The 14,473-nt window shown below is 42.1% G+C and carries 9 protein-coding genes and 1 riboswitch; all 9 genes read right to left on the reverse strand.

What is annotated here, in order from left to right; all coding sequences use genetic code 11:
• Positions 1-114: 114 nt before the first annotated feature.
• Complete coding sequence (gene deoD, locus MHB37_RS28115; RefSeq protein ID WP_280753568.1) at positions 115-831, reverse strand: purine-nucleoside phosphorylase; 717 nt, start codon at positions 829-831, stop codon at positions 115-117.
• 116 nt (positions 832-947) lie between these two features.
• A complete protein-coding gene (locus tag MHB37_RS28120) occupies positions 948-1,769 on the reverse strand; it encodes a methyl-accepting chemotaxis protein (protein WP_405168743.1) in 822 nt (273 codons plus the stop codon).
• Between the two features lie 257 nt (positions 1,770-2,026).
• A complete protein-coding gene (ahpF, locus tag MHB37_RS28125; RefSeq protein ID WP_076277814.1) occupies positions 2,027-3,556 on the reverse strand; it encodes an alkyl hydroperoxide reductase subunit F in 1,530 nt (509 codons plus the stop codon).
• 14 nt (positions 3,557-3,570) lie between these two features.
• Positions 3,571-4,134, reverse strand: a complete 564-nt coding sequence (gene ahpC / locus MHB37_RS28130; protein WP_036681373.1) for an alkyl hydroperoxide reductase subunit C — start codon at positions 4,132-4,134, stop codon at positions 3,571-3,573.
• 249 nt (positions 4,135-4,383) lie between these two features.
• Complete coding sequence (locus MHB37_RS28135) at positions 4,384-5,265, reverse strand: aminoglycoside phosphotransferase family protein (RefSeq protein ID WP_405168744.1); 882 nt, start codon at positions 5,263-5,265, stop codon at positions 4,384-4,386.
• Between the two features lie 93 nt (positions 5,266-5,358).
• Positions 5,359-8,910 (reverse strand): alpha-amylase family glycosyl hydrolase, encoded by a 3,552-nt coding sequence (locus MHB37_RS28140; protein ID WP_405168745.1) that lies wholly within the window; start codon positions 8,908-8,910, stop codon positions 5,359-5,361.
• A gap of 254 nt (positions 8,911-9,164) precedes the next feature.
• Positions 9,165-10,151, reverse strand: coding sequence for a phosphotransferase (locus MHB37_RS28145; RefSeq protein WP_339169894.1), 987 nt, complete (start codon positions 10,149-10,151; stop codon positions 9,165-9,167).
• Positions 10,152-10,236: 85 nt separating this feature from the next.
• Entirely contained in the window at positions 10,237-11,979 is a 1,743-nt protein-coding gene (gene thiC / locus MHB37_RS28150) for a phosphomethylpyrimidine synthase ThiC (protein ID WP_076282691.1), read from the reverse strand.
• Between the two features lie 103 nt (positions 11,980-12,082).
• A riboswitch (TPP riboswitch) is annotated at positions 12,083-12,191 on the reverse strand.
• A gap of 71 nt (positions 12,192-12,262) precedes the next feature.
• A complete protein-coding gene (locus tag MHB37_RS28155; protein ID WP_405169628.1) occupies positions 12,263-14,314 on the reverse strand; it encodes a beta-galactosidase in 2,052 nt (683 codons plus the stop codon).
• Between the last annotated feature and the right edge of the window lie 159 nt (positions 14,315-14,473).

Consider the following 14,473-nt stretch of genomic DNA (forward strand, 5'->3'; position numbering starts at 1 on the left):
TCCACAACCTTACAAATGAGAAAAAAACCTATTAAATATCAGGACTTAATCCTGAATTTAATAGGCTTTCAAGCTTTTTCTCGTAGAACTTTTTAAGCTGATTAATCTTTTTTATTAAATAGAAATCGCTGCTTCTAAAGCTACTTCCATCATGCCGTTGAAAGAATTTTGTCTTTCTTCTGCCGTGGTTACAGCATGAGTAACTAACGAATCGGAAATGGTAAGAATACATGCAGCTTGTTTACCTAACACTTTCGCATTATGGAACAACGCATAACTCTCCATTTCTACACAAACACAGCCATGTTCATTGTAAAATTCATTAACTCCAGGCACATTGTCTTCATGATAGAATACATCGCTGGAATGAATTCTCGCCGTCAGAACTGGCTTGTTAATACTTGTAGCCGCTGCTTCAATGACTTCGTTCAATTCTTTACTTGGCAGCTGGATATCTCCTTCTACACCGCTTTGCACATAGGCATATGTAGATTCACTCCACGCGCTATCCGCCAACACCACGTCAAATAAATTCAATTTATCAGTGTATGCTCCAGCACTACCGATACGAATGATGTTTTCCACACCATAGTTTTTGTATAGTTCATAAGAATAAATACCGATACTTGGCATTCCCATTCCCGAACCCATTACCGAAACCTCTTTGCCTTTATAAGTTCCTGTATATCCAAACATATTACGTACCGTATTAAATTGGGTTGGGTTCTCCAAATAGGTTTCTGCAATATACTTCGCTCTCAAAGGATCTCCTGGCATTAATACTGTTTTGGCGATTTCACCATTTTGTGCTGCATTGTGCGGCGTTGACATAATTTATTCCTCCTATGTTGATTACTCATTACTATCTTACTATACCATTCATGATTTTAAATATACGTTTAAAATTTTCTTTTATTGCGACAAAAATACTGCTACTGAATCTCTTTTTATAATTTATTAGCAAACTCATTAAGTTTTTGGGACATTATTTTTATTTCCTCAATAAATGTAGAAGTATGCTGAACAGATGCCGCCTGTTCTTGGCCGATAGCTGCTATCTTCTCTATCGAATTAGCCATTTGATTCGTAATTCCCTTAATCTGTAACATGGTTTTATTTATGTTTTGCGTCGAGGCGACGGTTTCCCTTGAAAATTTCCGGATTTCCTTGGCTACGACTTCAAAACTTCTACCTTTCTCACCTGCATGCGCTGCTTCTATTGCAGCATTCAGCCCAAGTAAATTCGTTTGATCAGCAACCCTGTTTATAATGGATAGGACTTCTGTTGTATTCTCCACATCTTTTCCAGCCTGCTGAGATTGAATGAGTAGTTCCTGAGAGTGATCCGAAAGCGAACTTACGCCATAGGAAATCTTATTAATTTGCTCATTGGCTTGGGATAATGATTCCGAGATTTGTTCTACAATGGCTTTTAATTCACTTTGTCTTCGAATCTGAACTGCAATCCCGCCAATGACTTGTCCCGTTTGATCGTGAAGAGGTGTTGCTGTACCTGTAAACTCAAATCCATAAAAGTGGGCTGGAACATCGGACTTCAAGGTACGATTCTCTTGTATCGCTAAGTAAAGTGGTTCTTCTTTGTGTAAAGGTTGTCCTTCGTTAATGTTTAAATTTATGGTGTCGCCAGGAAAATAAGCAACGAACCGTTCCAAATCACATATCGCTATTGATAAATCAGCGGGGATAGATAATTTTATAATTGGTATAAGTGAGATAAATTTGTCTAAAGATTCAATGTTGTTAATCACAGAAATATAGTCTCCATTCCAGCAAAACGTTATTTATAGCGCACCAAGTCTAACCAGATTATGCCTTGCAGACATGCATTTAATCTAAATCCTTAATTTTGCTTAATTCATATTTTAGATATGTATTCGCGAAAATCTTCATAAAATCCTCCAAAAAAGTTTACAAACACCCATTTCTCTCTCACAAAAGATAAAAAAAGCCCCCACTTTGTGAAAAGTGAGGGCTTTCGTTCTCTTGCTGTTACTAATAATATCGATTAGTTACGGATCAGATAATCAAATGCTCCTAGCGCTGCAGTTGCACCGGATCCCATCGAGATAATGATTTGTTTATAAGCACTATTAGTGCAGTCACCAGCAGCAAATACTCCTGGTAAGCTAGTAGCACCATGGCTATCTACAACAATCTCACCTACGCGAGTACGTTCAACTGTGTCACCTAGCCATTCTGTATTTGGAACCAGACCGATCTGTACAAATACACCCTGCAATTCAACATGGTGAGTCTCTTCTGTCGCACGATCAACATAAGAAATACCATTTACCTTATCAGTTCCGGTAATCTCTTTAGTTTGCACGTTTTTAAGAACAGTAACGTTAGGAAGGCTATAGAGACGATCTTGCAGTACAGCATCAGCTTTGAGCTCTGGAGCAAATTCCAGAACCGTTACATGCTTCACTATACCTGCAAGGTCAATAGCTGCCTCAATACCTGAGTTACCGCCGCCAACAACTGCAACATCTTTGCCTGCAAACAAAGGACCATCACAGTGTGGGCAGTAGGCTACACCTTTGTTCTTGAATTCAGCTTCACCAGGCACGCCCATATTCCGCCAACGAGCACCTGTAGACAGAATGACCGTCTTACTCTTTAGAACAGCACCGTTCTCGAGTTCAACTTCAATTAAGTCATTTTTGTCTAGACGTCTGACACGCTGCAATTTCATCACATCAATGCCATACTCTTTTACTTGCTCTTCAAGTTTAGCTACGAGTTGAGGACCTTCAGTGTACTTCACACTAATAAAGTTCTCGATACCAAGCGTGTCGTTAACCTGTCCGCCAAAGCGTTCAGCAACAATACCTGTACGAATACCTTTACGTGCCGCATAAATGGCTGCACTTGCACCAGCTGGGCCGCTGCCGACAACAAGCACATCATATGGAGCTTTATTGTCAAACTCAGATGCGTCCACACTGCTGCCCATTTTAGCTAAAATTTCTTCAACCGTCATACGACCACTTTCGAAAAATTCACCATTAAGGTAGACGCTTGGAACAGACATAATTTCTTTGCTTTCTACCTCTTCTTTGAATACTCCACCGTCAATCATCGTATGGGTAATGCCCGGATTAAAGATACTCATAAGATTCAGTGCTTGTACAACATCAGGGCAATTATGACAGCTCAGGCTAACATAAGTTTCAAACTTATATTCACCACTAATGCCTTTGATCTGATCAATTACACTTTGCTCAACCTTAGGAGCTCTTCCGCTAACCTGCAACAGAGCCAATACTAATGAAGTAAATTCGTGTCCAAGCGGAGTTCCGGCAAAGGTTACGCCCGTATCTTCACCCACACGATTTACACTAAAGCTTGGGGTTCTAGACAGTTCGGTTCTTTCCACCGTAATCCTAGGTGACATTTTGGCAATTTCATCAACTAGTTCGGTCATCTCTTGTGATGCCTCGTCAGCGCCTGCACTGAGTTTCAGTACTACATCGCCTTCCAAGAGTTCAAGGTATTGCGCTAGTTGAGCTTTTATTTCTTGATCTAGTTTCATTTAGCTTTCGCTCCTTAAATCTTACCTACAAGATCGAGACTTGGTTTAAGAGTTTCTGCACCTTCCGACCATTTCGCTGGGCAAACTTCACCTGGATGATTGCGTACATATTGCGCTGCTTTAATTTTGTTAACAAGAGCGCTAGCATCACGGCCGATACCACCAGCATTAATCTCAACAGTTTGAATAACACCGTCTGGATCAATGATGAATGTACCACGATCAGCAAGACCGTCAGCTTCGATCAATACATCAAAGTTGCGGGAAACCACATGGGAAGGATCGCCGATCATAATGTATTTCACCTTGCCAATTGCTGCGGAGCTTTCATGCCATGCTTTATGTGTAAAGTGTGTGTCAGTAGAAACGGAATATACTTCAACACCTAGTTGTTTGAGGGTTTCATATTGGTTCTGCAAATCTTCTAGTTCAGTTGGGCATACGAATGTGAAGTCAGCTGGGTAAAAGCAAACTACACTCCATTTACCTTTGAAGTTTTCTTCTGTAACATCGATAAATTTCCCATCTTGAAATGCGCTTGCTTTGAATGGTAGTACTTCTGTTCCGATTAATGACATATTGTTTAATCTCCTTTGGGTTTAATTTATGAATAGAGTGGATACTATTTATAATTATTATAATTAACCAAATTAAGGCCTGTCAAGTTATTTATAATAATTCTAATATGATAATCGTTGTCAGTCGCTAAATGTTCATACAAATTCCTTTCTTTCGGATTTAAATACAACACTTTATCATCTGACTGATGCTCATTCGTGCTTATTGACTATTATGGTTTAGTTTACATGTTTTATGTAGTTCAATTTCTACAATTCGATGTCTTCTACTATTAGATTGATAATATTCAAGGATTCTTCCGCTACTGTTGGGTTAGAATAATATCGATTTCCATTATAGGTGATCAGTGCTTTCCATAAAGCCCACCCTCTTGCTCTATTCCACGTTTGTGCATCCATGTTTAATACCTTTTTAAAGATCCTTCTACTAGCCTGATCAAAAAAAGTCCACGCCATTGCAGCATCACAAGCAGGATCACCCACCCCTAATATGCCAAAATCAATGACTGCACAAAGCTGTCCGTCTTTGACTAATATATTTCCAGGTGCGACATCACCATGAACCCAAACTGGTTCTGACTCCCATTCAGAGTCTAATGCCAGTTCCCAGATCTTTTTCAATAGACCTTCATTAAAAATATCTTTATTATGCTCAATCGCATTTCTAGATTCCTCATCATATACAGTTAAGGACCCACCTCTATAAAAATTATGCTCTCCGGCTAAAGGTCCCCCACTAGCATCAATAGACTGTAATTCAATTAAAAAGCTTCCCAAGTCTCTCGCAAATTGATTGAGATCATTAATGTTCTCATGGGATAAAGTCTCTCCCTTTAGCCAATTATTAATAGACCAAGGCCAGGGATATTCTTTGGTAGGTGTCCCTTTCGCTAATGGTGTTGAAATAGGTAACGTCAGTCCTTTCTTTAAAAAAGGTAACCATTGTTGTTCTTTCTCCACTTGAGGAACATAAGCGACTGCACTTGGTAATCGCACACTCATCTGTTCACCTAAATGAAAAGTCCGATTATCATGCCCACTGAATTTCACAGGTCTGATCTCTAAATCGGACCATTCAGGAAATTGTTCATTTATTAATCTTGCTACTAAATCGACGTCTATAGTATGCATAATATCTCTCCACATATATGAAATTGAAGCAACATCAGTTGCGGAATCCGAGCTGATGTTGCTTCTTTTTAACTATGAAATGGATACAAGGTTCTACTTCAGATAGGTTCCTGACTCTCCGATTCCACCACTACCGTTCAATACATACACCCGTGCATTTCCTTTCCCGGAGCAGTTGATTGTGATCACACCGTTGGTAACGGTTTTGGTATCACCAGTGACCGCATCCACATATGTTCCGTTAGGAATTCCGGTGAATGTTGCATTTCCTGAGATCGTAACCAAAGCAAAGCTATCGATTCCTTTGCTACTATCAGTGTATCTTCTTTTAAATGCCAAATCACCTGATACATTTTCTGTAGAATATTGGCCTTTTTGCAAAGCAGGAACAGCTCTTCTAATTAAATTAAGTTGTCTGATATGTTTCGCCAGAGGATAATTTAACGAGTCTGCAAGTGTGCCAGTAGCATTGGTATATTTACCGTAATCTTGAACAGTAACACTACCCTCAATATGATCGCCAAAGTAAGCACGGCCTGTTGTACTTAACGGCGCATTTGGACCTACATCGATGACTGATCCTTTTTTGAACTCAATTTCAGAACCATAATAGATCGCAGGTATTCCTCGGAAGGTGAACATCAGCGCGAGATTCTCAGCCCAAGTGTCCTGTGTGCCAGCAAATCTTTGATTTTCTGGTGCTTGGTCAGGTGCATAGTCATGAGAGTCAATATAAGTTACATTCCAGGTAGCATCATTATAGAATTGATCACCGCTTCTCATACTGAATGCTTCCTGAGCAGTTTTGAAAGCCCAGTGCATTGGAAAATCAATAACATCCATACCCGATTTCTTCGAATAATCAGGCGTATGATAAGTATTTCCTGTTAAAAAAGCATTGTTCGAGGTAGGTTGTCCTGCTGTAGTAGAGTTATCTGCCCACTCTTGTTCCACCGATAGCTTGTTGGAAGCGTAGTCATTTTGACCGTCACCTGGATAGGGTTTTGAGCTTTTCCAAGTATAAAATGGTGTTGATATCGCCGGAATTCCACTGTTCCACACATCTCTGTACCGAGTAGCCACTTCCCCAAAGACAAAGAAGTCTGAGCCCCCTCTTGTTTTCCATGCCGGCACAAAATATTTGTTAAAAATATACCGGCTTACATGCTTTACAGTATCGACCCGGAAAGCATCCACACCCATATCAATATATTGATTATAGCTGTCGATTAGATACTGATTCACTAGAGGATTCTCTGTGTTTAAGTCCACACAGTCTCCCGCAATCTGTCCTGTCTGGACGGTGTAAGACTCCCAAGAAAGACTTTTTTCCGTATGGTAAATATTATTGTTAGTCTCCGCAGTCTTCATTAAGGCAAGTCTTGCCTGATATTGCTGATCCGGGGTCATGGAATCATAGTTAGCTGGCAGCTTATCCGTAATTTTGAGCATGTTACTCACGGTGTCCGCCGCCGTTGGATCTTTTTTGAACATCGGGAACAGATTTTCTTCTCCAAAATTACCGGTATGATTGACGACAATATCTTGAATAACCTTTATCCCTCTAGCGTGTGCTGCATTGATCAAATCCTGATAAGATGCCCCTGCGGATTCATATCTTGGATCTACTTTTGCAAAATTTATTGCATGGTACCCATGATAATCATAACCGCTGGCATTCTGCACCACAGGTGTAATCCAGATGGCACTGAAGCCTAGTGCTTTAATGTAATCGAGCTTTTGAATCAGTCCTTTAAAATCCCCTCGCCAAGCTGGATCAGAGTCCGGATTTCCTGCCTTGGCATCCTCCCATGCATGTTCGTTGTTACTCGGATCACCGTCATAAAACCGGGAAGTGATTACAAAATAAATCGTATCTTCACGAAAATCGCCCTTATTACCAATGTTATAAACAAAACTCTGTTTAGTTTCATTTCCGGCACCATCGATCACAAGGAATTTTAAGGTTGTCGTCTTGTTAATCAAGATAGACGGTCCGGTAAGAGATGTCAGTGCATTGCCTGAAATATAGACTTTTGAACTCGTTGTTGGTTCCGTACCATTATCTGTGTAATATGCTGTGGTCGTTGCCGCCTTGTTGTCTTTTATATTAAAAGATATGGAAACCGCTGAGCTCGAATTCCCAACAGGCAGATTCGCAGTGATAATCGGAGCTTGCAAATCGGCATTCAGATCAATCACATAAGCAAAAGAGCCTACATTACCCGCTTGCCCTATAGAGTTAACGCCGAATGTTTTGATAGTCAAAGAAGAAGGTACTTGGATTGGAGTCGTATACAACGTTGAGGTTGTCGTAGGTGTTGATCCGTCGGTCGTATAATAAATTTTATCGCCGCTATTTGTACTGGATAGGGTCACCGTTTGGGCAGAATCATAGGTTTTGGGCACAGGCGAGACGGATATCACCGGAACCTTAGGAACGTCTGGATTGGCGTCATACCATACGTTATCTGAGTTATACCAGCCCTCTTTTACGCTGCGAGATAAGTCAGCCGTCTGTTTGCCATTGCCGTCATTAAAGATCAGGCTTGCCCCTGTAGCATTTGGAACAGTATAGCTATACCAATCGTTCCCGTCCGATTTCATCAGTATTCCCGGCCATGCTCCACTAGTCGGAACGGTTGCCGGATTCAGATTCCAGTAATGGATGCGGATCGCTGCATTCCAGCTTGCTGGTTTCTTAAAGTGAACGGTTAGCCCCGCTGAAGTAGGTGTAGGTGTTGGCGTCACTGTTGGCGTTGGCGTTGGTGTGGGTGTTATGGTAGGTGTTGGCGTCACTGTTGGTGTAGGAGTTACCGTAGGTGTAGGAGTTACCGTAGGTGTTGGCGTCACTGTTGGGGTAGGAGTTACCGTAGGTGTTGGTGTCACTGTTGGGGTAGGAGTTATCGTTGGTGTTGGTGTAGCTCCGGCCGAAAGGGTCACATAGTCGATATTAATATTCCCGCTATCATCCGAGTCATATTTATAAGCAAGCGTGTTATTTCCTGCCTGTAAAGAGAGTGTTTCTGTTTGGTCTGCCCATGTATCCCAGTTGGTCAGGTTGGCTAATGTTGTCTGTGTAACCTTTATTCCATTGACATAAATGGACACTTTTTTAGCACTGCCGGATGCATTAGCATAGTGAAGCGTGGCATTATAGGACCCTGCTGCGGAAGCCTGGACGTTAAAAGTGGTGGCTGCTCCTGTAGTTGTATATCCATCAACAAAACCAGTGCCCGAATATCCGGTGTGATTCGTATTTACTTTTGCACCACCAGACAGGGATGCACTCTCTGCTTCGTATTTCCCGGCGACCGGAATAACAACCGTCCAGTTCTTCCCGCCGTTATTGTCCCAACTATCCGTTGGAGCCGTGATGTGATAACAATAAATTAGGGTGGCGCCTTCCTGAACGTTGAGGTTGGCGATGAACGTGGTTCCATTTTTGGTCATCACCGTGTCCGTAGTATTAGCCCAGTTATTCGTAGTCCAATGTAAGGTCACAGCTGCCGCTGTAGGATTGGTATAGGTGACTGTATGATCCGTATTGCTGGCCGATGCTCCACCCGATAAACCAAATAAACTAAAAATGAGTGAAAAAATAATTAACCACGAAATATAACGCCTGGATTGTTTGGATACCAAGTAAATAACCTCCTCATAATTTTAAGTGCAGCTTACGATTTTAAGCGCCATCGTGGGGTGCAAACGTTTGCAAAAATGAAAAAAAAAGAAATACTTGATAGGTTTGATCTCCTCCTTCAATGATTAATAAGGAAAAAACTCATTGTATGCGTTTACAAACAGCTCTATATCTGATGGATTTTCCTTGTTAAGATTATAGGCGCCAAACTTTTGCTGGTCAATGCATCTTTTAGGCTATAATTCAATCGTTTTCACTATAAGTTCCCTAAGATAGCAGGTAAATTGTTCAGGTTCTTAGCCAGCCAATTCATTTCTTTTGCAAAACGTTTTGGAGGTACACTATGTTTGTCCATCGCGGCATTAATCCACCACGGGCTTTCCATATACCACAACAACTGCAATGATTTTGTTAAATACCCCTGCTCCACCGTTCGTTCCTCACGATATCCGTCAATAAATGCTGAAGCTAGTGCTCCATCTAAATCTTCATCTAAAGCACATGACATCACTGCTCGCGCTACATCAAGCTGCGGATAATCATATTTGAACCGATCAAAATCTAGAATTGCAGACAATTGGCTATCTTGAAATAAAAGATTATCAACCCATAAATCACGATGTGCCCATCCAGCTACAAGTCCTTCGAATATTTCCGGATCTATTTCTTCAGTCGCTCTCAGTTGTATCTCTAGGTCAGTGATGAGTGAAGTTTTGCCCATTTCCTTTGATTGTTGTAGGAGTACATTCCAATGTTCTAAACGTTCCTCAGGGCTTTGGGGAATAAATTGTGGGGTTCTTTTCAAACTAAGGGTCCCATCATTTAATAAACGATGCATTTTACCTGTGGCACGACCCAAATCAAACATTTGAAGGATGTTAATTTTGCCCGGCTCTATGACACGCCCTTCACAATATTCCATAACCATAAACGTCTCTCCCATATCTGATTCCAATAAAACTTTATGGTTATAAGCCAACAATTCGGGACATGGGAGCCCCTGTAGATACAGTCTTTTCTGTTGAGAAAAAGCAAAGTTCAGCTCTTCTGGGTTATACAATTTATATCTTTTTTTGTTGTATTGTTTAAGTAGAAATGGTCCTGAATCCGTTATGATTTTCCATTTAAGATTTAACCAGCCACGTTTTATTGGGGTAGCATGAAGGACTTTCAATCCAAAAAAATGATAGAAACTATTACTTAAATCCTCTAAAATGGCTTCCTCTGAACGAATCGCTTCCATTTCATCAACTCCTATCTATTCAAAGTATAAAAGAAGAAGCCGCCAATGACGACTTCTTTTAGATATTTCTTTTTAGCAGAAAAAGTTATCTATAAATGAGGCTCCCGCCTTGGAGAAACTCTTGCGCCTTCTCTTGCATTCCTGATTCAATTCTCGTCGTATTCCGGATATTATGAGAGATCTTCATACTGCAAAATTTCGGCCCGCACATGGAACAGAAATGAGCTGTTTTAGCGCCTTCCGCAGGCAATGTCTCATCATGATATTCGAGCGCTCGCTCAGGATCTAACGATAAATGAAATTGATCACGCCAACGAAATTCAAAACGGGCTTTCGAAAGAGCATTATCCCGGTCTTGTGCTCCTTTATGCCCTTTCGCCAAATCTGCGGCATGAGCCGCTATTTTATAAGTAATGACCCCTATACGTACATCTTCCTTATTAGGCAGGCCAAGATGTTCCTTCGGAGTTACGTAACATAACATAGCTGTACCGAACCAACCAATCATCGCTGCACCTATAGCAGAGGTAATATGATCATAACCAGGCGCAATATCTGTAGTCAGTGGACCTAATGTATAAAAAGGGGCTTCGTTACAGGTTTCAAGTTGCTTATCCATATTCTCTTTAATCAAGTGCATCGGCACATGTCCTGGACCCTCTACCATTACCTGTACATCATGACTCCAAGCTATAGCTGTTAATTCACCTAACGTCTCTAACTCGGCAAATTGTGCTTCATCATTCGCATCAGCAATCGAACCCGGACGTAATCCATCGCCTAGGGAAAAAGAAACATCGTACAGCTTCATGATTTCACATATCTCTTCAAAATGTGTATATAAAAAGTTCTCTTGATGATGCGCAAGACACCATGCCGCCATGATGGAGCCACCTCTTGAAACAATGCCTGTCATACGTTGTGCAGTCAACGGGATATAACGAAGCAGAACCCCCGCATGAATGGTAAAATAATCAACCCCTTGCTCCGCTTGCTCAATGAGCGTATCACGGTATACTTCCCACGTTAAATCTTCCGCTTTCCCATTCACTTTTTCCAACGCTTGATAGATAGGCACCGTTCCAATAGGAACAGGAGAATTACGGATGATCCACTCGCGTGTCGTATGAATGTTTTTACCTGTTGAGAGATCCATTATATTATCTGCACCCCAGCGGGTGGCCCATCTCATCTTCTCTACCTCTTCCTCTATGGATGAGGATACTGCGGAATTTCCTATATTGGCATTGATCTTCACTAAAAAATTGCGTCCAATAATCATTGGTTCACTCTCTGGATGATTGATATTCGCTGGAATGATGGCGCGGCCGCGGGCTACTTCATCTCTTACAAATTCCGGTGCCACATTCTCACGAATCGCAACGTATTCCATTTCCGAAGTAATAATCCCTTTGCGTGCATAATGCATTTGAGAGACATTACGCCCCTTTTTCGCTCGCAAAGGTTTTCTATGGAGCGCTGGAAACACTTCCGCCACAGCTTTTCCCGTTGCATTTCCGTTATCTTCAGGCTTCACGGTTCTTCCTTCGTACGCTTCTGCATCCCCTCGTTCCTCAATCCAGCTTAGACGATTGGGCTCTAACCCCTGACGAATATCAGTATGAATATTAGCATCCGTGTAAGCCCCGCTTGTGTCATAAACATGAATTGGGGCATTCTCCTCTTCGCCGTCTATGCCCGCAGTTGGACTAAGTGAGATCTCCCGCATAGGCACCTGAATATCAGACCGTGAACCCTTTACATACACTTTTTGACTTGCTGGAAAAGCTGATAGATTGATTGGATCGTTGTTCAATTCGCTTGTCATCTCAATTCCTCCTATAAGGTGATTTGATCAAGCGGAGACGGTCTACTCCCCACACATAGAAAAGGCCACATCTGTATAAGATGCGGCCTTAGAGTAGACAAATAGAAATAGAGCTCCATTTCCTCCGCTGGCATTATCCAGATCAGGTTTGACGGTCGATAGTTATAACTATCCTCTCAGCCTGGTCCCACCAAGCTCCCGTGACTATATAATTGCTACTTCAAAGTATAACCGAAAAGAGAGAATTATCCAAATCTACTCAAATGTGAGATCAATGTATACGTTAGTTTAACACCAATACCCCAAATCCTTCCAGAAGCACCTCGCCCGACAATGTTGTGCCGCTCAGTAAATCTGTTTTGGTCTCACGAAGATGGATCGTGACAGGAGTCTCACTATAATTAAGCAAAAAAGCATAACTGGAAGAAGCTCCGGTACGGACTTGCAGCTCTACCTCTTCTGGGAGCTCCAGCCAATCTGCTGGCGATTGTAGATCAATTAAATTTATGATCTCAGCCGCTGCCTGTTCATTAAATACGGCTCCGTAATACCAAACCTCACCCTTGCCGCGACGATTTTTAGTTACCGCCGGTTTTCCCGCATAATAATCAGAGGCGTAAACCGCCATCACTTCAACCGAAGCTTCCTCTATTTTGAGAATATCATTAAAGTCATCTGCTCCTGTAACGACTTCGGTCACGCCCGACCAGCTAATTGTTGTTGGCTGACGACTGCCCTTAACCATTGTGAATTCTTCAACTGTGATCCCGCATAGATCCTTAGCAGCACCTGGGAAAGGACGCATATAACATTGACCGCGCTCATCCTTATAGCCAGTTCTACAGCCGAAGATCAGTTTGCCGCCTTGCTGAACATATTCATCCAGCAGTGCTGCTGTCTCATCTGTCATAATCGCTGGGTGAGGATAGATAAGCACGTCGTACCTTGCAAGCTCCTCCAGCGTTGTTTTTTTGCGTAAATAGAGTACGTCATTCGGGATATGCTTCCGCTGAAGCGCCTTGTACCACTCCTTATTGCTCTTCCACATAAACGGGCCATGCCAAACATCGTATTCTCCATCCCACTCATTGTCATAATCACGAACAATAGCAATGTTAGCCTGATTACGAGTACCGACAAACGCATGACCTGCTGCTGCCAGCTCCTGACCGATCTGCCCCGCTTCCCGTACTCTCCGGTTAGGCTGATTATGATAGTCATTGATTCCATGCCAATAAATTTCATTGCCCATCGTAGCTGTCCGCCAGCGGAAATATAACACCATATCTGCTCCATGAGCGATCGACTGATAAGTCCATAACCGCATCTGCCCGGGCTTTGGAGAAGGCATATCCATCCGGTTCACCCAGCCACCCGGGCCCGACTGCTGCTCCATAATGCAGAAATTCGGGGATATCGAACGAACAACAGATAACGACAATCCCCAGCCTCTATCATTCAGCGGATTCTGCTCATTCGGGTCATAAAAAATAGTAGAGAACTGAGGATAGGAATCATAACTGAAGAAATCCAGCAGTTCATCCGTCATTTCATGGCTATCGAGATGCCCGAACAGACCGTTCGTGGTTACCCACTGCTTAGGGGCAAGTTTACGGATGATATCCGCTTGGTTTTTGGCAAAAGAAATTGTATTGTCCGAAATAAACCGTTTTTCATCCAATGCCTGATGAGGATTGGGTTGCTTCGGTACTGGAGTCGGACGTGGAAGATAGACCTGAGACCAGTCACTATAGCTTTGATTCCAAAAAACAGCTCCCCAAGCCTCGTTCAAATGCTCAAGTGTAACATATTTCTGCTGTAGCCATTCCCGGAAAGCCTTATGGTCACTCTCCGAATAAAATTCACTGATCTCACAGTTGAGCTCATTATCAATTTGCCAGCCAACTACACCCGGATGATTGCCGTAATGTTCAGCCATTTGTTCTGCAATACGCGCACACAGTTCCCGGTATTTAGGACTGCTGTAATTATAATGACGGCGCATGCCATGCTGAAGTGTAACACCTTCGTAGGTTACATTTAAAACTTCGGGATACTTATCAGTCAACCAAGCTGGAGGCGTCGCCGTCGGAGTACCAAGTACAACCTGAAGACCATATTTATGTGCTAGATCAATCGCCCGATCAAAGAGCCCGAACTGAAACTGCCCTTCTGCCGGTTCAAAAATAGACCAAGCAAACTCCCCCATCCGAATGATCGTAAAGCCGAGTTCACGCATCCGGCGATAATCGTCCTCCCACATGTTTTCTGGCCAGTGCTCCGGATAATAACAGACGCCAAGCTCGAATTTTTCAGTTGCGACAGGTTTCTTCATCATTACCTCCAAAGTATTAAAAATATGCTTTCAATATTATATAATTCTATTGTAGTATCAATGATAAGAGGTCTTATATAACAAAATATTGCTATCATATAACAATCTTGCGTTCATTGCCTTAATCCAACTTGCGCTCTGTTGCGCTACAGAAATGGG

Origin of the sequence: Paenibacillus sp. FSL H3-0286, from assembly GCF_045040705.1 — a bacterium.
GTDB classification, from domain to species: Bacteria; Bacillota; Bacilli; order Paenibacillales; family Paenibacillaceae; genus Paenibacillus_AQ; species Paenibacillus_AQ odorifer.